Raw genomic sequence first — 21,890 nt, 5'->3', positions numbered from 1 at the left:
ATTGTTTTCGATAACAGGAGTGTAGCGAATTCCCCGGCGGCGGCGCGGGATTATTCGGCGTCGTGGAAGATGGTCCCGAGCGTGTGGCGCAGGCCGGAATGCAGGCGGCTGACGCCGTGGCGCATATTGACGCGGTAGACGCCGCGCGTGCCGTTGACAGGCCGGTGGTGCACCGGAAAGATCACCGCGTCGCCCTGCCGCAGCGGCACCACTTCGGCGCGCGACTGCATGCGCGGGCGCTGCCCGGTGAGCACGAATTCGCCGCCGGTGAAGTCCTCGCCCGGCTGCGACAGCAGCACCGCCACCTGCAGCGGGAACACGTGTTCGCCGTAGAGGTCCTGGTGCAGGCAGTTGTAGTCGGCCTCGCGGTAGCGCAGGATCAGCGGCGTCGGCATCGTAGCCTTGCGCGAAGGCGGTGCATTCGTCGCGCGCCAGCATGCCGGGAACGATGGCGCAGCCATGCGCATCGAGGTCGCCGGCGATACGCTGCCAGTCCAGCTGCGCAGCGTTCATTGTGCGCTTTCGCGCTCGAGCAGCGCCTTCTTGCGCTCGACGCCCCAGCGGTAGCCGGAGATGCTGCCGTCGTTGCGCACCACGCGGTGGCAGGGAATCGCCACCGCCACCGGATTGGCCGCGCAGGCGCCGGCAATGGCGCGCGCGCCGGATGGAATGCCGACGCGCGCGGCCAGTTCCGCATAGCTGACGGTCGCGCCGGACGGGATCTCGCGCAAGGCCTGCCACACGCGCTGCTGGAAGGCGGTCCCGCGCACGTCGAGCGGCAGGTCGAGGCCGATGGCGGGCGCTTCGACGAAGCCAACCACGCGCGCCACGGTCTGTTCGAAGTCCGTTTCCGCTCCGAGCAGTTCGGCGTTCGGGAACCGGTCCTGCAGGTCGCGCGCCAATGCGTCCGGGTCGTCGCCCATCAGGATCGCGCAGATGCCTTTGCCGGTGGCGGCGACCAGGATCGCGCCCAGCGAGCATTCGCCAATCGCAAAGCGGATCGATGCGCCGCTGCCGCCGGCCTTGAATGTCTTGGGCGCCATGCCGAGCACCTGGGCCGAGGCGGCGTAGAACCGGCCGCTGGAATTGAAGCCGGCCGCATAGATGGCGTCGGTGACGGTGCCCTCGCCCGCCAGTTCGTCCTGCACGCGGCGCGCGCGCTGCCCGGCCGCGTAGGCCTTCGGCGTCAGTCCGGTGTGCGCCTTGAAGACGCGGTGGAAGTGGAAGCGGCTCATGCCGACGGCGGCCGCCAGGCTGTCGAGGTCGGGCGCCTCGCCGGCCTCGCCGATGATGCGGCATGCCTGGGCCACCGCCTGGGCGTGGCGTTCGGCCAGCGGCGGCTGGTCCGGCTTGCAGCGCAGGCAGGGACGGAAGCCGGCCTGCGCGGCCGCCTCAAGGCTGTCGTGGAAGGCGACGTTCTTGCGCAGCGCCGGGCGGGCGGCGCACGAGGGGCGGCAATAAACCCCGGTGGTGCGCACGGAATAGTAGAAGGCGCCGTCGGCGCCGCTGTCGCGCTGGCGCACGGCTTCCCAGCGTTCGGCCTCGCTGGCGTAAGGGGTCATGCTCATCTCGGCTTTCATGTCGGGCTCCTGCACTTGGATGGCTGTATCATCGCGCAGTGCGCAAGGGCGGTCATCCCGCTGCTTGCTTTTGAATTCGGCGGCTGCCGCGGTGCTAGAATCGGTTCTTTGAGCCGGCCTTCGGAGAGTAGTTTGGAAGAACAGATTGCGCAAGACAGTACGCCTATTTTCCAGCGTATCAAGGATTACCTGCTAAGCGAAATCGCCTCGGGCCGCTGGAAGGAAGGCGACGTGGTGCCGTCGGAGCAGGCGCTGGTGCGCCAGTTCGGCGTCTCGCGCATGACGGTCAACCGCGCCGTGCGCGAGCTGACCGCCGAGCAGGTGCTGACGCGCCGCCAGGGTTCCGGCACCTTTGTCGCGGCCCGCAAGGTGCAGGCCACGCTGGTCGAGATCCGCAACATCGCCGACGAGGTCCGCGCACGCGGGCATGTCCACCGCAGCCAGCTGCATGTGCTCGACCAGGCCAGGGCCGCGGACGCACTGGCACTGCAGTTCGAGCTCCCGCCCGGGCAGCAGCTGTTCCATTCGGTGATCGTCCACTTCGAGAACGACGTGCCGATCCAGGTGGAAGACCGCTGGGTCAACCCCGCCTGCGCGCCCGACTACCTGGAGCAGGACTTCCTCCACACCACCCCCAACCAGTACCTGATGGCGGCGGCGCCACTCGAGCTCGCCACCTACAGCATCGAAGCGCTGCCGGCGCCGCGCGCGGTGGCCGAGATGCTGGCGATCGATCCGCGCACCTGCTGCCTGGTGCTCAAGCGCCAGACCCGCGGCCTCGGGCAGGTGGCGTCGGTCGTCACGATGTGGCATCCGGGCCACCTGTACCAGTTCGCCGGCCAGCTCGGCTGAAATATCCTTTCATCGCTAGCAAATGCATGAAATTTAATTTCATGCATGCTGCATACTGCGTATTTTCCCGACAACATATCGCTCTGCTTTTTGATACGATGATTGCTATCCGGACCTTACATAGCCGATAATTGTTTTGGTTCTGAAGTAACCATAACTATAACAGCCATGTGATACCGATGAGCGAGACGACCCAGGTCGGCCAGCCCGGTCCGCGCGCGCGCGTGATGCTGGTGGACGACGATCCCTTCATGCTGGACATGCTCGCCGACATGCTCGACGAACTGGGTAGTTTCGACGTGGTGCGCGAAACCTGCGCCAAACGCGCCCTGCGCGTCCTCACCGCCAGCGCGCCCGACCTGCTGATCTGCGACCTGTCGATGCCCGACATGGACGGCATCGAGTTCCTGCAGGCGGCCGCAAGCGCCGGCTTCAAGGGCGGCGTGGTGCTGCTGTCCGGGCTCGATACGGGCGTGCGCAACGCGGCCGAAGGGCTGGCGCGGGCGCATGGACTGCGCGTGCTGGGCTCGTTCAAGAAACCGGCCAGCCTCGACACCTTGCGCGCGGCGATCGAACCCATCTTGCATAAGGACGATACGGGCGCAGGCTAAAACGGGCTGAACTAGATTTCATCAGGGCCGGAGCACTAAAAGTCGTTAACAAACAATGAGTTGCTGCAGGGCACTGTAAACAAGGTGAAACAGTGTTTACTCTTTGGATGTGGCATTTCGCGAAGATGCCAGCGCCGTTCACGGACCTGGCGACCCCCCTTCAGCGCTCGTTGCGCGGCGGATCGATGAAGCCGACAGGAGGGGAACCGGACGCCCGGTTGCGCCCTTTGCGGTCGCCCTGTTTCCAGGCCGCTACCGGGCGATGGTCCAAGTGCTGCCACGTTATAGGGGCTTTTTTTTGCGCGTAAAAATTCTCGAGGGAAGCAGGCCGCCGTCACACTACCAGCACCCGGCGCGCCAAGGTTGGCCAGATCGGCAAAATTTGACTTGATCTGTTCTTGGTACGCATCCTCGAGTGGCATACGCCATGCGGTGTCGCCGGTGGCTCGGCCCGACGCCAACAACTCGTCCGCCAGCGCATCGTGCAGCATATCGCTACGTGCGAACAGGCCAGAATTATGCTGGCCCAAAGCCACCACGCAGGCACCCGTCAGGGTTGCGATGTCGATCACCGCACTCGGGCGGAAGCGCTCGGCGTATGTCAATGCGTCGCACAGTACGAGGCGGCCTTCGGCATCCGTATTCTGAACCTCCACGGTCAGTCCATTCATCGACGTCACGATATCGCCAGGTCTGGTCGAGCTCCCGGAAGGCATGTTTTCGCAAGCTGCGATCAGGCCGATGACGTTAAGCTTCAATCCCAGTTCGCCGATGGTGCGGAACGTGCCCAGCACCGCAGCGGCCCCACACATATCGTATTTCATCTCGTCCATGCCGGCGCCGGGTTTTAGCGAAATGCCGCCAGTATCAAAGGTGATCCCCTTCCCGACCAGGACCACGGGCGCCTCGTTTCGCGCGCCACCCATATGCCTGAGCACGATGAACTTCGGCGGCTCCGTGCTTCCGTTCGTCACGGACAGGAAGCAGCCCATCTTGAGCTTTTCGAGCTGTTTTCGCTCGTGGACTTCGACATTGAATCCGTGTTCCCCGCCCAACTGTTTCGCCGCAGTGGCCAGATAGCCCGGCGTGCAGATGTTGGCGGGAAGATTTCCGAGTTCCTTGCACAGATCGATGCCGTTGGCGATCGCGACCGCCTGCGCCAGCGCGGCCTTGGCCGCAGCGCTGGCGGGCACTTCAAATACGATCTTCCGCACGCCCGCCGTAGGCGGGTCCTTGCGGCTTTTCAGCGCATCGGTACGGAAGCTGTTTTCGCGCGCCGCCATCACCACGCAGCGCAGCGCCCAATGCAGGTCGCGACCGGCCACGTCCCCTAGCGGCAGGGCCATCGTCGCCTGCGCGGCGTTGATCGACGCCAAGCGCTTGACCGCCGCGTGCACCGCTGCAACGAAGCTCTTTTCGGCGATCGGTCCTTCTTGCCCGACGCCGATCAGCAGCACGCGCTCGACGCCAGCGCCGGCCAGGCCGCGCAGCAGCAACGTTGTACCGGGCTTTCCGCTGATGTCGCCGGACTTCAGCGCCTGCGCGATCTCGCCATGCCGGTCGAGCGCCTGCGCTGCCGCCGACAGTTTCATATTCTCGAAGACCGCCACGACGACGCAAGCGCTGCGAGCGTTGAGCTTGATGCTAAATTCCATAGGATGTTCTCGGTTGATGGTCATAGCTGCGTGCGCAGCGCGAACAGCTCGGGAAACAGGACCACGTCGAGCATCTTGCGCAGGTAGCGCGCGCCTGCAGTGCCGCCGGTACCGGCCTTAAAGCCGATCACGCGTTCGACCGTCGTCACGTGACGGAAGCGCCACAGGCGAAATGCGCTTTCGAGGTCGACCAGTTTTTCCGCCAACTCGTAGAGCGCCCAGTACTTTGCCGGATCGCGATAGACCTCGATCCACGCTGCTTGCACCGATGCGTCGGCGATGGTTGGCACGGTCCAGTCCCGGTCCTGGCGTTGCGGGGCGATCGCGAAGCCCGTGCGTGCCAACAGCAGGACCGACTCGTCGTAGAGCGAGGGCAGGCGCAGCGCGCGATCGAGTTGCGCGAACGCGTCCGGTGTGCTCACGTGCACGTCGAGCAGGGCTGCATTTTTATTCCCCAGGATGAATTCGATCTCGCGGTACTGGCGCGACTGGAAACCCGAGGACGTACCGAGGTAGGGGCGGATCGCCGTGTACTCCGGTGGTGTCATGGTCGCGAGCACGTCCCACGCATGCACCAGCTGATCCATGATGCGGGCCACGCGCGCAAGCATCTTGGCGGCCGGAGCCAGCTCGCCGGCATGGATGTTGGCGCGCACCGCATGCAGCTCGTGCAGCATCAACTTCATCCACAATTCGCTCGCCTGATGCTGGACGATGAACAGCATCTCATCGTGCTTCGGAGAGCGCAGCTGCTGCGCCGCCAAGATGCGGTCCAGCGCAAGGTAGTCGCTGTAGCTCATCGATTTGCTGAAGTCCATCTGTGCGCCGTGCCAGTTCCCGCCAATTTCATGTTCGTTCATCAACGCCTCCTCAGGTGACCGCGTCGCGCACGGCCGCAATTTCATAGGCCTGTTCGCACAGGGTCTGTTTCAGAATGTCAACCGCATCCCATACGTCCACGAACCTGGTGTACAGCGGCGTCAAACCAAAGCGCATGATGGCCGGCTCGCGATAATCGCCAATCACGCCGCGATCGATCAGCGCCTTCATGACGGCGTACCCGTGCGGATGCGTGAAGCTGACATGGCTACCGCGCCGCGCATGCGCGCGCGGGGTCACAAGGCCGAGTTGCTGATCGCCGCAGTGCGCTTCCACGAGGTCGATGAACAGATCGCTCAGCGCCAGCGATTTGATGCGAAGCGCTTCCATTGAGGTGTGCGCGAACACGTCCAGCCCGCATTCGACCAACGCCAGCGACAGCATGGGCTGGGTACCGCACAGGGCGCGGCCGATGCCTTGCGCCGGCACGAACGTGGGCAGCATCGCAAACGGCTCGCTGTGGCCCCACCAGCCCGACAACGGTTGCTCGAATTCTGCCTGGTGCCGCTTCGGGACCCAGATGAAGGCGGGCGCGCCGGGACCGCCGTTCAGATATTTATACGTGCATCCGACCGCGAAGTCAGCGCCGTGCGCATGCAGGTCGACCGGCACGGCCCCTGCGGAATGGGCCAGGTCCCACATGATCAAGGCGCCCTGCGCATGCGCGTGCGCGCTCAACGCGGCCATGTCGTGCTGGTAGCCGGTGCGGTAGTTCACATGGGTCAGCATAACGACGGCCGTATCCGCATCGATGGCGGCGCGCAGATCGGCGGTCGAGTCCACCAGTCTGAGCGCATAACCGCGCCCAAGCCAGCCGGCCAGTCCCTGTGCCATGTAGACATCGGTCGGGAAGTTGCTGCGCTCTGTGACAAGCACGCGCCGCTCGCTGCGGCTTGGGTTCTGCGCCTGTATGCGCACGGCCGCCGCGAGCGCCTTGAAGATATTGATCGAAGTCGTATCGGTGACGACCACTTCACCATCATGCGCACCGATCAGCGGCGCGAGGCGGTCGCCGAGCCGTTTGGGCAGCTCGAACCACCCTGCGCTGTTCCAGCTTCGGATCAGGCCAGTGCCCCATTCGCGGACGATGACGTCCTCGGCCCTGGTCAGCGCCGACTTCGGGCGCGCGCCCAGTGAGTTGCCGTCCAGGTAAATCACGCCCTCGGGCAGGTCAAAATGCGCGCGCAACGGCGCGAGCGCGTCCCTTGCGTCGAGAGCGACGCAGTCATTACGTGTGTGCATGGGCAGCCTTCTAGAATTGGGTGGTGATCGCGTCGACCACGTTGTAGTCGTCATCGACAATCGGCATCCAGCGCCATTTGTCGAACGTGGTGCATGGATGGGAAATTCCAAGTGCAACCATGCTGCCCACAAGCAGCGGGACGTCGTCGCCCGCATCCCAGCGCAGGAAGGCATGCTGGTCATTGAGCGCGCTGATGGTGTAGGCATGCGATAGGGGCCGCGGCACATCGCCCGGTTCGCGCACGCAGGCGAGCGGCATCGGCATCTGGAGATCGAAGGACAGGTCGCGCTTACCGACCGCGAGGATCGCCAGGCCGGGCTCCGGCAAGGACTGCACCGAGGCCCACACCTCCAGCGCCCCATGCAAGGCATCGTCGCAGCCGATGCGTTTGCAGAGCGACGCCGTCATTCCCTGGTAGAACGCATGATCGGACACGATATAGCACCCGGATCGTAGCAGCGCACGCACGGGCCGCGCCAGCCTCGGCTTCAGGTTGGCGACGACCATATCGAAAACGGCGGAGCCGCCGGCCGAGACGATCACCTCGTCCTGCACGAACCATCCCAGTCGTTCACATTCGCTCGCGAGGTACTGCACCCGTTCCAGCAACGCGGCCACCTTGTCGGACTCGGCCCGCTCATCGCTTCCGAAGGAAGGGCCTTCGAAACACTCGACACCGCACAGGCGCAGCGCGCTGCTGGCCGCTGCCGCTCCGGCTAGAGCGATGGCATCGGCATGGGTGCGGCACCCTGTCCGCCCGCCAACGATGCCGATTTCGAGCAGCACGTCGAAGGGCCGAGCATCCGGACGCCGGGCATGCCATCGCTCAATCAGCTGCAACTGGGCGAGCGAATCAAGCAGGAAGTAAATCGTCAGTTCCGATTCGGCGCCCAGCATCGCGGCGATGGTCCCGAGGTCGCTCGCCGTATATACCTGGTTGGCCAAGATGCAGCGGCGCGCGCCGGCTGCCACGCCGACCCGCAATTGCGACACGGTCGCAAAACTCAGGCCCCACGCGCCGGCGTCGAGCTGCCGCTGGAACAACTGCGGCGACATCGTCGTCTTGCCATGCGGGGCGAGATCGATGCCATGCTGGCGCACGTACGCCTGCATCCACGCGATGTTGCGCTCGAGAGCAAGCTGCTTGATGATTGCCATCGGCAGCGGCAGATCGCCCCTGAGCAGGTTCCAGCCCTGCGTGCCGATGTCCGAGCGGCGCAGCGTGCCGGCCTGGTGCGGGAATCCCTTGTAGGAGTAGTCGAGGATGGGGTCGATGAGATCATGCATTTGCTTCGCGCCTCCCCGCTGCCACGCCTTCATGGCGTTTCAGGCCCGTCGCGCTGGCGAGCAGCACGCAGAGGCATGCCGTCATGCTCGCCAGCGGCGCGGCCACGGTCAGCACGCCCAGGCGTGCCGCAACCTCAGGGCCGATACTGGCCGCGCCCGGCGTTATGTGCACCAGCGACAAGCCACCTCCCGCGGCGATGCCGCCGATGGACTGGCCCAGCTTCTCGGCCGAAAAAAGGATGCCGAGATACAGTCCGAGGCGCCCTTCGCCAGCCCCTCCCACCGAAGCGAGCTGCATGCCGGTGGTCGCGATCAGCACGGTCATGACGCCTCCGCCGAAGCCGAACAGCGCGCAGGAGGCGATCAGCAAGGCGTCGTCGGCGCGCCAGATCGCCATCCCGACCAGGAGCACGCCCGCGATGCTGACCGTCAGCGCCAGCAGCATCGCCGCCGTGGTGCCGAGCCTCCGGAACACGGCCGGCGCCACTGCGACGCCGCCCAGCAGCGCGAGGAAAATCGGAACCAGTAAAACGGACAGCCGCTCCGGCGGCGCATAGAGCAGGTACTTGTTCACATAGGGCAGCAGCGAGAGGAAGCTGCTCGAACCGATCCCGATCAGCACCAGCATCAGCGCAATGGCGTAGAAGGCGCGATTGGCGACGGTCGCGCCCAGGTCCCGCCACAAGCTTTCAGCGGCGACCCGATGATGGGCGGCGCCTGCGCTGCGCAGCGGCGTGCCGCGCGCGGCATGGCAGCACCAGAGCAGCGCGGCGGCAGCCGCCAGCCCGAGCACGAGCGCCATGACGAGGTAGCCGCGATGTCCGCCGCCGCTGGCGGCAATCAGCAGGGGCGCTCCACCCGCCACGCCCAGGCCCGCGAGCGTGGAACCGAAGGCGCGCGCCGACAGCAGCGAGGCCTGAGCCGCCGGCTCCTCGCTCAGGTCGCCGGCCAGCGCGGTGTGGGCGACCGAGAACGCCGTGACGGTGTAGGACTGCACGATCAATAGCGCGGCATAGAACAGCGCCAGCGTCGCCGGCGGCCACTTCGGCAGGGGAAGAAACAGCAACAGCATGCTCAGCGGCAGAATCGCGATGCAGACCCGTAGCACGGCAATCCGGCTGCCGCGTCCCTGCGCGAAGCGGTCCGCACTGCGGCCTATCCACGGGTCCAGCGCCAGGTCAAATATCTTGGGGATGGCCAGGATCATGCCTGCCAGCGCAGGACTGATGCCGGCGTATTCGGTCAGGTAGTACAGGAACAGCAATGGAATCGGCGCATAGCACAGCAAGGCGCCGAACGCGCCCACGCCATAGGCCACACGTAAGGTCCTGGAGTTGCCGGCGCGCATGCCGGAAATGGCGGAGTGCTTATGCATGACGTCCCTCTTCAAGAAAGCGCAGGCCGCGCGTGCGGCTCGTATTGATGACCAGTTCGCGCCGCGCACCGCTACCGCGCAGGCGCACGATGCCATTCCCGGGCAAGCCTCCCTGCCCGGCCAGCATGCGGAACAATTCGCCGCTCAGCGGTTCGAGCCGGAACTCGTTGCAACCATAGCGGCCATGCACCGTCATCAACCCGGGATCATGGTCCTTGCCGACGCAGATGCGGGCTCCCAGCTCCGCGCTGAAAAATGCACCCTGCGCCCGCCGCAGCGCGGCCAGTGCGGCGTCGCCCACCGGCGCGATTCTGGCATAGGTCCGACGATACCCCTGTTCCTCGACCGTCAGCCGGCCCACCGCCTGCTCGCGGTCGCCGTCCGCCAGCAGGCGCACATCCACGACACTCAGCAGGTTCGCGTGCAATCCGTCGCCGTCCGGCACCAGCGGCAGCCGCATGCCATCGCAAGCGAGGAACAGCCGGCCATCGACGTCCTCGACATCGAGCAGTTGGTCATTGTCGGCGCACAGGTATTGCCCTGGGAGCCCTGCCCATGCCCCCGTCGCGGCTTGCGCGCCAGGGGCGCGCAGCGCCGCGCCCAGCACTTCGGCCATCAGGTCGGCGGCAACGAACGGCGCCGCCACGTCGTTGCGGTTGCTGATGACGATAATGTTCAGCTCGTGCGCGGGTGCTCTCAGCATCTGGCAACTGCCGCCGATCACGCCGCCGGAATGCTGGATGATGTCGACCCCACGCCAGTTCTCGCGAATGAGCCCCAGTCCATATGGATGCGCGAAGCCGTTGTTGAGTGTGGTCGGCTGCGTCAGTTCGGCCGATAGGGCATCGGACCACAGGAAGGGCCGGCTCAGATGCGCCAGCCACCGCTGCATGTCGTCCACGGTGGAGACGATGCCCCCTTCGCCGAGGACGGTCGAGGGGAACACGCCGCGGCCGAAGCCGCCTTCGGGCAATGCCAGGTGCGAACACGCCACGCCCGGCAGCAGATCGGTGTCGCAGGCCCACAGGCTGGTGTCGTGCATGCCGAGCGGCTCAAACAGGCGGGTCGCCAACACTTGCCCGAATGGCATGCCCGCCACGCGTTCGAGCGCGATCGAGAGCATGCGATAGCCGCCATTGTTATAGGAGAACATGTCGCCGGCGCTGAAGTTGTCTTCGTTCTGCGCGCTCTGGTAGGCCAGCGCCGCGCCGGCCGGCAGCATCGCCGCGCCATTCGAAAACATGGACAGGTCCAGGAAGTCGCGCGTTCCGCCGGTGTGATTCATGAACTGGCGGAGACTGCGCCGCCCTTGCGCCTCGCCCAATTCGGGCAGGTAGCGTGCGCATGGACCGTCGATGTCGAGCCGGCCCTCATCGCGCAGCAGCAGCGCCAGGATTGCGGCGAAATGCTTGGTCGTCGAACCGATGCGCATCTTCGTCGACGGGCTGTTCGCCACTTGCTGTTCAAGGCTGGCCATGCCGTAACCCTTGCGCAGCAGGGTGCGCCCTTTGTGCATCACGCTCACCACGCAACCAGGTGCGTCGTTGCGGTTCCAGCCCGATAGCAGTGCTTCGAGCCGGGATACGAGCTGTTTCATAGTGCCCTCATCTTTCAGCTGTTAATTTAAAAGAACGAATATTCTCTTATGTTATACTTGCCGCATTCTTAACCCTAGGCGAACCCCGATCTCATGCCGAAACGCGACGAATCCCATATGGCTGCACGGCGCAAGCAAATCCTCGACGCCGCCAGCGCCAGCATCAACCAGAAAGGCATCGCCGGCATGTCCATCAGCGACATCAGCGCCGCTGCTGGCCTGAGCGTGGGCGCGATCTACACCCACTTCAAATCCAAGGAGGACATCCTCGCAGCCCTGATTAGCCATAACAACGACGTGCCGAGCATGGACCTGTTCATCGACTGCCGCACCAAGGCCGCCACCCTGGCCCGGATCAAGGATTTGCTGCACCAGGTGGAACGACCCAGCGACGCGACGCTGCACGGACGCATCGCCATTGAAGTGGTGGCGCTGGCCCACCGCAGCCCGCGCGTACAAGACGCGGTCGAAACCCAATACCTGGACTTGCGTCGCGCCGTGCTTGACCAAGTCAAGCGCCTGCAAACCGTGCCCGACCCCGCAGCCGCCGCCCACATCGGTGACTGCCTGCTCGGCCTGATGCTTACCACGCAGTTCCAGCAGCTCACCGGCATCAAGCCGGACACCGAGGTCAAGCTGGACGCCGCCAACTACCTGCTCACGCTGATCCACTAGTCGCCTCGGGCCAACGCTGCTTCCACAGCACAGGAAAGTCGATCTCGCCGTTGCCATACTGCGCCGCCGGCTGCGCATCCCCGATCAGGAACAGCGGCGCATCGAGGTCGACGATCCATGCCCCCTGACCCGCCACGAACGCCGGCGCCATCGCGATCGAGGTGCCCACCATGGAGCCGACCATCACGCCCAAACCGTGGCGCGGCGCTTCCCGCGCGATCTGCAGGGCCTCGGTCAAGCCGCCGCATTTGTCGAGCTTGATATTCACCAGTTGGTACTTGTCCGTCATCTCCTCCAGATCGCTCAGCTGCTGGAACGACTCATCGGCAGCGACAGGAATCGGACAGCGGTAGCCGCGCAAGTCATCGTCGGCTCCCACCGGCAAGGGCTGCTCGATCAGTTCGACGCGGCAGTCCAGCATCGCCGGCAGCAGCGATTCCAAATGGGCCATGTCCCAACCCTGGTTGGCGTCGACCAGCAAGCGCACCTGTGGACAGCGGCGCCTGACCGTCCGGATGCGTTCGCCGTCGAGCGCGCTGCCGTCGAGTTTGAGCTTGATGGCGCGCGCGCCGACGTAGCAGGACGCGGCCAGCGCCATGTCCTCGGGGCTGGCCACGCCGACCGTCATCGTGGTCAGCAGGGCGTGCGTGCGCGGGAGCTTGGCGAGCACGTGTAGCGGAAGCTGGCGGCGGTTCGCCTCAAGCTGCCAGAGCGCGCAGTCGAGCGCATTACGCAGGCCGCCGGCAGGTAGCATGCGCTGCAGCGTCAAGCGGTCGATCCCGCGCCAGCAGGCGCTGTCGATCGCGGCCAGGTCGCGCTGCATGGACTGCGCGGTGTCGCCCAGGTAGTAGACGCCGGTCGCTTCGCCGGTCGCGTGGCAAGCGCCATCGCGCGCCGTCACCCGCAGCACCTCCTGTTGCTCGAACCGGTATCCGGCGATGGAAAACGGCTGCTTCAGGCGCAGCGATGCAATCGATCCCTCTATGTGCAGCATGATGGGTCTCCGGTGAAGGATGCGCGCGCATTCAAGGGATCCGCGACGCGCGGGAAAAAATTTCCGTCGCGTTCGGTGTACGGCAGGGCCGCGAAATTCATGGACAGCGCACCGTCGGTTTCCGCGACGACCGTGCGCCGCGACAAGGTCGAAAATTCGGCGAAATAGTGATGCGCCGATTTCACCACGATGCGCGTCTTGTTGTTCAGCTCCACGCCCAGCCGTGTGAACGCGGATGGCGAGAGCGTTTGCGTGCGGCGCGAAATGACGACGATATCGATGCCCTCGCAGGCGAGCCACACGGCGGCGCCGAGCGGGTCTTCGTGTCCGCCGAACGGCTGGCTGTGCGCGGCGCTGATACCGCCCACGGTCACGACCAAGTCAAGCGGCGCACCCGAAGCCCTGCCCGTCTTGCCGCCCAGGCGGATCTGGAGCCGAGCGCCGACGCCTGCCGAGGCGCACACCTGAACGGCCATCGGGTCCCAGATGCAGCCAAGCACCGCATCGCGTATCCCCTCGGCAAGCAGGCGCTGCAGGACGGCGGTATTGTCTCCGGGCGCGCCACCGCCCGGGTTATCCGCCGCATCGGCAATGAACAGGGGATGTGCGCTGTTGGTCGGCAGGCGCAGGATCCGCGCCATGCTCAGCGGCCGTGGCAAAAGATCCTCGCGGTAGCGGTACAGGCAGCCCGCGAGCTGCGCCGCTGTGCTTGCGGCCAGGTCGCGCCGGCCGTCGGCAATGGCGAGCACGCGGGTGCCGACATCGGCCACGTCCGCCCAAGGAAAGCCGTGTGCGATGCTGACCGACAGTACCCCTTCGATGCTCTCGGCCTGGCGCGCCATGCGCACGATATTCGCCATCGGCTCCGCAGTGGTCGGGTAGAACCCGATCATGCGGCAATCGACCAGGACGGACACGGGCGCAATCTCACCCAAGGCCGCGCGCTCGCACAGCGTGTAGAGCTCATCGGCGCGCGGCGCCGCATCGGTGTGCGGGTATTCCTTGAACAGGATCAGCAGATCGGCCGCCTGCACCATGGCCTCGCTCAAGTGGCAGTGCGGATCAAGCTCGACGCCGATGGTCGCGGCCGGCCCGACGATCTCGCGCACAGCGCGCAGGATGTCGCCCTCGCAGTCGTCGCAACCTTCGGCGACCATCGCACCGTGCAGCAGCAAAAGAACGATGTCGACCGGACCGGCCGCAATCAGGCTCGCCAGCAGTTCGGCCTTGAGCCGTCGGTAGGTGGCCCCGGTGGATCGCCCCGCCGGCTGGGCAAAGGCGAAGAAGCCTTCATGCAGGCAGTGCCCATCCTCCGCGGCGCGGCGCCGCCATACCTCGACAATCGGCAGCAAAAACACATTGTCTTCCCTGACCTTGCCGTAGCTGATGCCGCCTTCCAAAAAACTGTTCCAGGTGGTCGGGATCGGCGAGAACGTGTTGGTTTCGGTGGCGATGCTGGAAGCGAAAATATTCATCGTCGACCTCAGTACTCTGTACTCATCTGCAGGCCGAGCGTACGCGGCGCCACAATGTTTACCTGTGCCGGAGCGCCCAGCGGGCTCAGCGAGGTGGCCGCGGCAGTCTGTCCCCTGACGTTGCCAAGGTTGCGAACGAACAGGCCGAGCCGGTAGCGGCCGATTGCCGTGCCGGCGCGCAGGTCCAGTGTGGTGAACGCGGGCAAGCGATACGACGGCAGGCCCGGGCTGGCGGCGAAGGACGTGACCCGGTCGCCGAGATGGCGCGCGCTCGCGCCCACATATGATTCGCGGCCTTGGTAGCTAAAGCGGTAGTCCCCCAGCAGGGACGCGGAAAAGCGGGCGCTGTTGGGCAGGCGGTCGCCCGCTTTTCCGCCCAGGTCGGCGCTGTCGGTCTTGAGCCGTGCGTCGACGGCGCTGAGCGCCGCGCTCAGGTTCAAGCCTTCGATCGGGCGCGCCGTCAGCGTCAGTTCCACGCCCTGCGACTTGGCCTTGCCCGCGTTGCCGATCCCGGTAAATCCCGCCACCGAAGTGAACATCTGGATGTCCTTCCAATCGATGTAATAGGCGGCCGCCTCGAGTGCGAGACGCTTTTGCAGGAAGTCCGATTTCCAGCCCGCTTCGTAGCTCCATAAGGAGTCCGACTTGAATCTGCTCGCCGTCAGCACTTCGCCCGTCAAGGGATTGCGGAAAACCGGCAGCGGTCCACCGGGCCGGTAGCCGCTGGCCGCGCGCAGGTAGACCGCGTGCGTGCGTTTTGCTCATTCGGTAGCGGATGGTGGCCAGGTTAGGTGCTGGTACTTCTTCACTTGAGCTCGTGCCCGGCGCCGCGGCGGTGCGAGGGATGCCAGGTGTTCGTGGAAAACACGTCCTGCGTGTTGCGCCCGCGGCGCATCCCCAGCGTGACGTCGACCACGTCGCTCAGGTAGAGCGTCGCATTGCCGTAGACGGCACTCTCGCGGTAGCGCGACGGCGTGACGGACGAGATGAGCAGCATGCCATTCGGCTGTCCCGTCTGATCGAGCCCCAGCAGGTCTTGGCCGCGCCGGCTGTTTTCGCGCGTGTAGAAGGCACCGGCCAGCCATTCGAAGCGTTTCGACGAGGGCGAGATCAGGCGAAACTCCTGGGTCGCCTTGCGCGTGTAGAAAGTGTACGGCAAGCTGTAGGCGGGGTTGTGGATGCCAGCCTGTCCCAACAGCGGGACGTATAGGGTCGAGACGTCGTATTGGCCATCGGTATCGACCTTCTGGTAGCTGGAGATCGAATGAAAACGGGACCAGCCAAGTTCCGATTCGAGGGCAGCCGACAGCAGGTCGTAGGTCTGGCGAAACGGCTCCATGGTCGACAGACGCCGCTGAAAATCGCCATAGGCCGGCTGGCCCGTCTTGATGTCCACATCTTCAGCCGAGCTCCCATCGCGCTTGCTCTCCTGCGTCTGCGCGCTGACGCGCAGCGTCGTATCCCTGGTGGGCGTAACCAGGAACGACGCGCGCAGACCCTGCATGCTGGAACCATCGATGATGCGCATGCCATGGTTGGCATCGTGAATATAGCCGGCTTCGTCACGCTTGTAGAGTCCGAGGCGCACTGCCGCCACGCCCTCCTTGATCGGCAGATTCGCCATCGCCTGCATGCCGCCGCTGGTGCCGCCGCCGCCGGACGACGCGAGGTCGAGGCCCAGCTTCGCCGCGCGCGTTGTCGGGTCCGGGTCGACCGTAACGTATTTCAGCAGGCCGCCCATCGCGCCGGCGCCGTACAGGGTGCCTTGCGGACCGCGCAGCAGCTCGATGTGCTCGATGTCGAACAAGCCAAGGTCGAGCGACAGCGAGCTACCGCCCGCAAATGCGGTGCTCGAACCGTAAGGCACGTCGTCCACGTACACGCTGACCGTGGGCCCCACCTGGCTGCCGGTGCTCACGCCACGCATCGTGATCTGGCTGCCGCCACCGCCGCCGCCCGCCTGGCTGTAGTCAACGCCAGGCAAGAGCGTGACGAAATCCTTCAGCTGCTTATTGCCACCTTGTTCGAGTCCTTCGCCGCCGAGCATTGTCACCGACATCGGCACTTCACGGATGGGCTCGCGTCGGCGTTGCGCGGTCACGTGCACGACCGCCACCTCCGACGCCGGCGCTGCGGGAGCAAGGACCGTCCCATCCCCTGGCAGGTCGGCTGCACGCTGCGCAGGCGGGCCCGCATGCGCCATGGTTGAAACCAGCAATGCCGCCAGCATCGAACCTCCGCGGCGCCCTGCCGAACTGCAATACAGCGCTCCGGCTGCTCCTTGAACTGTCATATGTTTCACAGCTTGTCTCCTGATTTTTTTAGAAAACGAATATTCGTTTTTTATTATTATTCATGATAACGAGATGGGACGCAAGCAGTTTCGCGCGCCATGGCTACCTGGCCGCGTCGAAAGCCATCGGCGATCAGGTCGACCTTTTTCTGCGCCGACCCGCACGGATAATTCGATCACGTCATCGACTCAGTGCTCGATCCAGGGCCGGAGCACTAAAAGTCGCTCACAATCAGTGAGTTGCTGCAGGGCACTGCAAACAAGGTGAAACAGTGCTTACTCTTGATTTTGACTCGGGAGTAGACATGAACCCTGGCATGATCTTGGTGCAACGCCTGCGAGGCATTGACGATCCGCGCGTATGTGATCACGTCTTGGTCGACTTTCTGGTAATCGTGCTGTGCGCAGTCATGGCGGGAGCCGAGGGGTGGGATGACATCGAAGCCTGGGGCGATGCGAATGAAGTCCGTGGTTCAGGATCGGCCTGTCGCGGCCAGCGGGCGCTGCATGTGGTGAGTGCCTGCGCAAGCGAGATCGGGCTGGTGCTGGGCCAGCAGCGCTGCGTGGCATTGTCGGCCGGACTACATTCCTGAGATCAAGCGCTGGCCCGGCATCAAGAGCATTGCGCGCAATCGAGGCGATCCGCGAGGCGCACGGAAAAATGACGACTGAAGCGCGTTACGTGATTGGCTCCATGGCGCCGGCTATTCGACCTGCTCGGCCTGCAGCCGGTCAGCGATCTTGATGCTCCGGCCATGGAGATTTTCTGCAAGCGCACGACACTTTATGGAAAATAGGTTATTATTTCGTCTAATTCCCCGCCTGACACCCTCTTGCCGCCCTCCACCTATTGAAGTTGGCAACACAGTCACCACCATTGTGTTGCAAGAATAAACGGAAGCCGCGGCCTACCTGTAGCAGGGTCGGCATATCCCCAGGCGTAATTTACCCCACCTCTGATTGAGGAAAAAATGAGCGAAAATATCAAACACATTAGCGATGCATCCTTCGAAGCGGACGTGCTGAAATCCGACCGTCCGGTACTGGTCGACTTCTGGGCCGAGTGGTGCGGTCCATGCAAGGCCATCGGCCCGATCCTCGAAGAAGTCGCCAAGGAATACGACGGCAAGATCACGATCGCCAAGATGGACGTCGACGCCAACCAGGCAGTGCCTGCCAAGTTCGGCATCCGCGGCATCCCGACCCTGATCCTGTTCAAGAACGGCGTCGCAGCCGCGCAGAAGGTAGGCGCCATGGCCAAGGGCCAGCTGACGTCCTTCATCGACAGCAACATCTAATAAGTAATATTATTGAACGGCGGCAGCGCGCCCGCACTGCCGCCAAAGACTGGCCGGGAAGCGAAACAGCCTCGACTGAGTCCTTCCCAGGTTGATTAACCCACGCAGTTCCCTCCCCTACCTTTACTTTCCCGTCACGGGACTAACACATGCACTTATCTGAACTAAAGGCGATGCACGTCTCAGCCCTCCTTGAGATGGCGATCGGCCTGGATATCGACAACGCTGCGCGCCTGCGCAAGCAAGAACTGATGTTCGCGATCCTGAAAAAGCGCGCGAAATCGGGCGAACAAATTTTTGGCGACGGCGCCCTCGAAGTGCTGCCTGACGGCTTCGGCTTCCTGCGCTCGCCCGACGCCAGCTACATGGCGTCGACCGACGATATCTACATCTCGCCCTCCCAGATCCGCCGCTTCAACCTGCACACCGGCGACTCGATCGAAGGCGAAGTGCGCACCCCGAAGGACGGCGAACGCTACTTCGCGCTGGTGAAGGTAGACAAGGTCAACGGCGAATCTCCAGAGGCGAGCAAGCACCGCATCCTGTTCGAGAACCTGACGCCGCTGCACCCGAACGAGCCGCTGCGCCTCGAGCGCGACATGAGCGGCCAGGAAAACATCACCGGCCGCATCGTCGACCTGATCTCGCCGATCGGCAAGGGCCAGCGCGGCCTGCTGGTGGCGTCGCCGAAGTCCGGCAAGTCGGTCCTGCTGCAGCACATCGCGCACGCAATCACCGCCAACCACCCTGACTGCACCCTGATCGTGCTGCTGATCGACGAACGTCCTGAAGAAGTGACCGAGATGCAACGCTCCGTGCGGGGCGAAGTGGTCGCATCGACCTTCGACGAACCGGCGACCCGCCACGTGCAAGTGGCCGAGATGGTGCTGGAAAAGGCCAAGCGCCTGGTCGAAATGAAGAAGGACGTGATCATCCTGCTGGACTCGATCACCCGCCTGGCGCGCGCCTACAACACCGTGATCCCGGCATCGGGCAAGGTGCTGACCGGTGGTGTCGACGCCAACGCGCTGCAGCGTCCAAAGCGCTTCTTCGGCGCCGCGCGCAATATCGAAGAAGGCGGCTCGCTGACCATCATCGCGACCGCGCTGATCGAAACCGGTTCGCGCATGGATGACGTGATCTACGAAGAATTCAAGGGTACCGGCAACATGGAAGTGCATCTCGAGCGCCGCCTGGCCGAGAAGCGCGTCTACCCTGCGATCAACCTGAACAAGTCCGGCACCCGCCGCGAGGAACTCTTGATCAAGCCGGACCAGCTGCAGAAGATCTGGATCCTGCGCAAGCTGCTGTACTCGATGGACGAGATCGAAGCGATGGAGTTCATCCTCGACAAGATGCGTGCGACGAAGACCAACCTGGAATTCTTCGACATGATGCGCCGCGGCGGTTAAGGCCTGCCAAAAGCATCGCAAGGACGGACGGCATTGCCGTCCGTTTTGCGTTTACGCCCGTTAGACGCAGATCAACCATGATCGCGAAACCTGGCGCATATTGGAAAAATATCCGGGAGAGCCGTATGATGTCCGACACAGCAAGGGACGAACTTCGCCGTCTCACCGCACTGGAACTGCGCGTTAACGCCCTTTTTCAACAGATGGCCACCAAGGCTGACCTTGCGGCGCGGGAAACAGAGCGAAGCGAAACAGATTACCTGCGCTCGAAGCACAAGTTCGACTTGATCATGGCGGTATGCATTACCGCGATGGTAACGTTCGGCCTGTCCATGGCAGCATTCAGCTTCGTCATGCACGTCATGCTGCCCTAATTGCCCTCCCCCACCAATCCACTGTATAATCGCCGGTTGCAGTATTTAACCCCTGGCAAGTGAACAACAATCGGGTCAAGAAGCAAGAGTGACCGACGAAGTGGTGTTTGGCTACCAAACCAACCGAGGCTATACACATGAAGAACGATATCCATCCAGATTACCGCGAAGTTGTTTTCCACGACCTGTCGTGCGACTTCAAGTTCATCACCCGCTCGACGATCCAGACCCGCGACAAGATCACCCACGAAGGCCAGGAATACCCACTGGTCAAGATCGAGGTGTCCGCTGAATCGCACCCATTCTTCACCGGCAAGCACAAGATCGTCGACACCGCCGGCCGCGTTGAAAAATTCCGCCAGAAGTTCGGCAAAGTCGGTTCGAAGACCGAAGTCGCAGCAGGCTAATCGCCGCGCGATATCCGCTGGAAGTTGCAGCGATAAAAAAAGCAGCCCCCGGCTGCTTTTTTTTCGTTGATACTACGCCTTACCAAAATTCAAGACACGCTATCGATGAAGCCAGTCCGCCTTCCCGCCGCCGCCACGCTGGCGCTGCCACGCTGGGCCCTGTACGCACTGGGACTCCTGTACATCCTGCCAGGCCTGATCGGCCGCGACCCGTGGAAGGACGACGCCGGCAGCTTCGGCATCATGTGGACCATGGCCAACGGCGGCCTGGCCGACTGGCTCGCCCCCAACATCGCCGGCCTGCCGGTGGCCGACGAAGGCCCGCTGGCGTTCTGGCTTGGCGCCATCTGCATCAAGCTGTTCGGCTGGCTGGTGGGCGACGTCAACGCCGCCCGCATTTCGACCATCGCCATCTTCATCACCGGCACCGTCTCGGTCTGGTACACCGCCTTCCACCTCGGCCGCCGTCCCGAAGCGCAGCCGCTGCGGCTGGCCTTCGGCGGCCAGCCCGAACCGAACGACTACGGCCGCACGCTGGCCGACACCGCCGCCCTGATCTATCTCGGCTGCCTCGGCCTGCTGCTGTTCAGCCATGAAACCCTCGCCGTCACGCTGCAGGGTTCGCTGGTGGCCTACTTCCTGTACCGCGCGGTGCGCTATGTCGAGACGCCGGGCATCCGCAACGCCACCCTGATCGGCCTGGCGCTGGGCGGACTGGTGCTCACACGCGGCTGGCTGACGCCGGTGACGCTGGTGCTGACGCTGTTCCTCAGCGCGCGCTTCCTCAAGCTGCCGCGCGTGCGCACGCTGAGCCACATGGGCGCCGCCTGCATCACCGCGCTGGCGATCGCGATGATCTGGGTGCTTCCCGCCACCATGGCGCAGCCTTACGGCCTGAACCCTGTCGGCAGCTGGTTCGCATGGAACGCAAGCCAGCTCGGCCTGCCAAGCTGGAATTCGTTCAAGAGTTTCGTCCGCATCGGCATCTGGTTCTTCTGGCCGGCGCTGCCGTTCGCCGGCTGGGCCATCTATGCCTGGCGCCGCCAGAACCACCTGCTGCACATCGTGCTGCCGCTTAGTTTCGTGGCCGCGCTGACCTTGCTGGTGCTGTGCGATCCGGCGCCGGAAAATGGCGACCTGCTCAAGCTGCTGCCACCGCTGGCCATCATGGCCGCCTTCGGGTTGCCGACCATGAAGCGCAGCGCCATCAACTTCATCGACTGGTTCTCGGTGATGGTGCTGACCATGCTCGCCAGTATCGTCTGGCTGTTCTGGGCGGCCAAGCTGACCGGCTGGCCGGCGCAGTTCGCCAAGAACGCGCTCAAGCAAGTGCCCGGATTCAAGCCCGAGTTCGACGTGCTGCTGGTGCTGGTGGCGGCAATCGCCACCATCGGCTGGTTCTTCCTGGTGTACTGGCGCGTGTCGCGCCGCCCCTCGGTGCTGTGGCGCGCGGTGGTGCTGTCGTCCGGGGGCCTGATCCTCCTGTGGATCTTGCTGATGACGCTGTTCCTGCCCGACCTGAACTACAGCAAGAGCTACGCCAGCGTGGCGAAGCAGATCGCCGCCGCGATGCCCGAAGGCAGCAACTGCATCGACAGCAACGTCGGCGCCCCGCAGCGCGCCTCGTTCGCCTACTTCGGCAAGCTGCCGTTCGCAGGCGTGCACGACCGCGAGAAATGCGAGCTGCTGCTCCTGCAGGACAGCGTCAAAGTCAAGGACGACCGCGAAGCGCTGCGTCCGCCGAAAGGCCGCAACTGGAAAATGCTGTGGGAAGGCCGCCGTCCGTCCGACCGCGACGAGCGTTTCCGCCTGTACCAGCGGCTGGACTGACCGCGCAGGCCGGGCTCATTCCGGCTTGCAAAAGAATTGGTTTTCTCAGCTTT

19 protein-coding genes and 2 pseudogenes are annotated in these 21,890 nt (G+C 64.2%); 9 read left to right on the top strand and 12 right to left on the bottom strand.

The window, feature by feature from the left end:
- Positions 1-50 precede the first annotated feature (50 nt).
- Both D3872_RS14375 and ada read right to left on the bottom strand, forming a co-directional pair.
- Positions 51-392, bottom strand: a pseudogene (locus D3872_RS14375) (2OG-Fe(II) oxygenase); the annotation flags it as partial.
- A gap of 117 nt (positions 393-509) precedes the next feature.
- Entirely contained in the window at positions 510-1,580 is a 1,071-nt protein-coding gene (gene ada / locus D3872_RS14370; protein WP_229459328.1) for a bifunctional DNA-binding transcriptional regulator/O6-methylguanine-DNA methyltransferase Ada, read from the bottom strand.
- A gap of 132 nt (positions 1,581-1,712) precedes the next feature.
- Between ada and hutC the strand changes: the two genes are divergently transcribed.
- Both hutC and D3872_RS14360 read left to right on the top strand, forming a co-directional pair.
- Complete coding sequence (gene hutC / locus D3872_RS14365) at positions 1,713-2,432, top strand: histidine utilization transcriptional repressor HutC (protein WP_119811425.1); 720 nt, start codon at positions 1,713-1,715, stop codon at positions 2,430-2,432.
- 179 nt (positions 2,433-2,611) lie between these two features.
- Positions 2,612-3,043, top strand: coding sequence for a response regulator (locus tag D3872_RS14360; protein WP_119811424.1), 432 nt, complete (start codon positions 2,612-2,614; stop codon positions 3,041-3,043).
- Between the two features lie 138 nt (positions 3,044-3,181).
- On the opposite strand, the pseudogene D3872_RS14355 reads toward D3872_RS14360, so the two are convergent.
- The 6 genes and pseudogenes from D3872_RS14355 to D3872_RS14330 form a co-directional block, all read right to left on the bottom strand.
- Positions 3,182-4,698, bottom strand: a pseudogene (locus tag D3872_RS14355) (leucyl aminopeptidase).
- A gap of 20 nt (positions 4,699-4,718) precedes the next feature.
- On the bottom strand, positions 4,719-5,558 hold the full coding sequence (gene kynA, locus D3872_RS14350; protein WP_119811422.1) for a tryptophan 2,3-dioxygenase: 840 nt from the start codon (positions 5,556-5,558) through the stop codon (positions 4,719-4,721).
- 10 nt (positions 5,559-5,568) lie between these two features.
- Positions 5,569-6,819 (bottom strand): kynureninase, encoded by a 1,251-nt coding sequence (gene kynU, locus D3872_RS14345; protein ID WP_119811421.1) that lies wholly within the window; start codon positions 6,817-6,819, stop codon positions 5,569-5,571.
- Positions 6,820-6,829: 10 nt separating this feature from the next.
- Positions 6,830-8,107, bottom strand: coding sequence for an alanine racemase (locus D3872_RS14340; RefSeq protein WP_119811481.1), 1,278 nt, complete (start codon positions 8,105-8,107; stop codon positions 6,830-6,832).
- Positions 8,100-9,482: an MFS transporter gene (locus D3872_RS14335; protein ID WP_182915809.1), complete on the bottom strand. Its 1,383-nt coding sequence runs from the start codon at positions 9,480-9,482 to the stop codon at positions 8,100-8,102. The genes D3872_RS14340 and D3872_RS14335 overlap by 8 nt, the downstream gene beginning before the upstream one ends.
- Entirely contained in the window at positions 9,475-11,079 is a 1,605-nt protein-coding gene (locus D3872_RS14330; RefSeq protein ID WP_119811419.1) for a serine hydrolase domain-containing protein, read from the bottom strand. Before D3872_RS14330 ends, D3872_RS14335 begins: the two co-directional genes overlap by 8 nt.
- A gap of 93 nt (positions 11,080-11,172) precedes the next feature.
- Here D3872_RS14330 and D3872_RS14325 point away from each other — a divergent pair, with 93 nt between their 5' ends.
- Positions 11,173-11,754, top strand: a complete 582-nt coding sequence (locus D3872_RS14325; RefSeq protein WP_119811418.1) for a TetR/AcrR family transcriptional regulator — start codon at positions 11,173-11,175, stop codon at positions 11,752-11,754.
- Here D3872_RS14325 and D3872_RS14320 read toward each other — a convergent pair.
- The 4 genes from D3872_RS14320 to D3872_RS14305 all read right to left on the bottom strand — a co-directional run bounded on the left by D3872_RS14320 (position 11,738) and on the right by D3872_RS14305 (position 16,453).
- Entirely contained in the window at positions 11,738-12,748 is a 1,011-nt protein-coding gene (locus D3872_RS14320; protein WP_119811416.1) for a dipeptide epimerase, read from the bottom strand. The genes D3872_RS14325 and D3872_RS14320 overlap by 17 nt on opposite strands.
- Positions 12,736-14,223 (bottom strand): M81 family metallopeptidase, encoded by a 1,488-nt coding sequence (locus D3872_RS14315; protein WP_119811414.1) that lies wholly within the window; start codon positions 14,221-14,223, stop codon positions 12,736-12,738. The genes D3872_RS14320 and D3872_RS14315 overlap by 13 nt, the downstream gene beginning before the upstream one ends.
- Before the next feature lie 8 nt (positions 14,224-14,231).
- Positions 14,232-14,960 (bottom strand): TonB-dependent receptor domain-containing protein, encoded by a 729-nt coding sequence (locus D3872_RS14310; protein WP_119811413.1) that lies wholly within the window; start codon positions 14,958-14,960, stop codon positions 14,232-14,234.
- Between the two features lie 68 nt (positions 14,961-15,028).
- Positions 15,029-16,453 carry a TonB-dependent receptor gene (locus D3872_RS14305; RefSeq protein ID WP_182915808.1) on the bottom strand — a complete coding sequence of 475 codons (1,425 nt, stop codon included), beginning with the start codon at positions 16,451-16,453 and terminating at the stop codon, positions 15,029-15,031.
- Between the two features lie 368 nt (positions 16,454-16,821).
- On the opposite strand from D3872_RS14305, the gene D3872_RS27500 reads away from it, so the two are divergent.
- The 6 genes from D3872_RS27500 to D3872_RS14275 all read left to right on the top strand — a co-directional run bounded on the left by D3872_RS27500 (position 16,822) and on the right by D3872_RS14275 (position 21,837).
- The gene (locus D3872_RS27500) at positions 16,822-17,109 is read left to right on the top strand and encodes a transposase family protein (protein WP_147373885.1); all 288 of its coding nucleotides are present in this window, start codon (positions 16,822-16,824) and stop codon (positions 17,107-17,109) included.
- Positions 17,110-17,487: 378 nt separating this feature from the next.
- Entirely contained in the window at positions 17,488-17,814 is a 327-nt protein-coding gene (gene trxA, locus D3872_RS14295; protein WP_119811409.1) for a thioredoxin TrxA, read from the top strand.
- A 149-nt stretch (positions 17,815-17,963) separates the two neighbouring features.
- Positions 17,964-19,226: a transcription termination factor Rho gene (gene rho, locus D3872_RS14290; protein ID WP_119811407.1), complete on the top strand. Its 1,263-nt coding sequence runs from the start codon at positions 17,964-17,966 to the stop codon at positions 19,224-19,226.
- Between the two features lie 77 nt (positions 19,227-19,303).
- Positions 19,304-19,600 carry a hypothetical protein gene (locus tag D3872_RS14285; protein ID WP_147373884.1) on the top strand — a complete coding sequence of 99 codons (297 nt, stop codon included), beginning with the start codon at positions 19,304-19,306 and terminating at the stop codon, positions 19,598-19,600.
- Positions 19,601-19,737: 137 nt separating this feature from the next.
- Positions 19,738-20,007: a type B 50S ribosomal protein L31 gene (locus D3872_RS14280; RefSeq protein ID WP_119811403.1), complete on the top strand. Its 270-nt coding sequence runs from the start codon at positions 19,738-19,740 to the stop codon at positions 20,005-20,007.
- A 105-nt stretch (positions 20,008-20,112) separates the two neighbouring features.
- The gene (locus D3872_RS14275) at positions 20,113-21,837 is read left to right on the top strand and encodes an ArnT family glycosyltransferase (RefSeq protein WP_119811402.1); all 1,725 of its coding nucleotides are present in this window, start codon (positions 20,113-20,115) and stop codon (positions 21,835-21,837) included.
- Positions 21,838-21,890 lie beyond the last annotated feature (53 nt).

This window comes from Massilia cavernae, from assembly GCF_003590855.1.
In the GTDB taxonomy this organism is placed as follows: domain Bacteria; phylum Pseudomonadota; class Gammaproteobacteria; order Burkholderiales; family Burkholderiaceae_D; genus Telluria_A; species Telluria_A cavernae.
The sequence above is the reverse complement of the archived record's forward strand: the minus strand, read 5'-3'. Positions and strand labels throughout refer to the sequence as shown.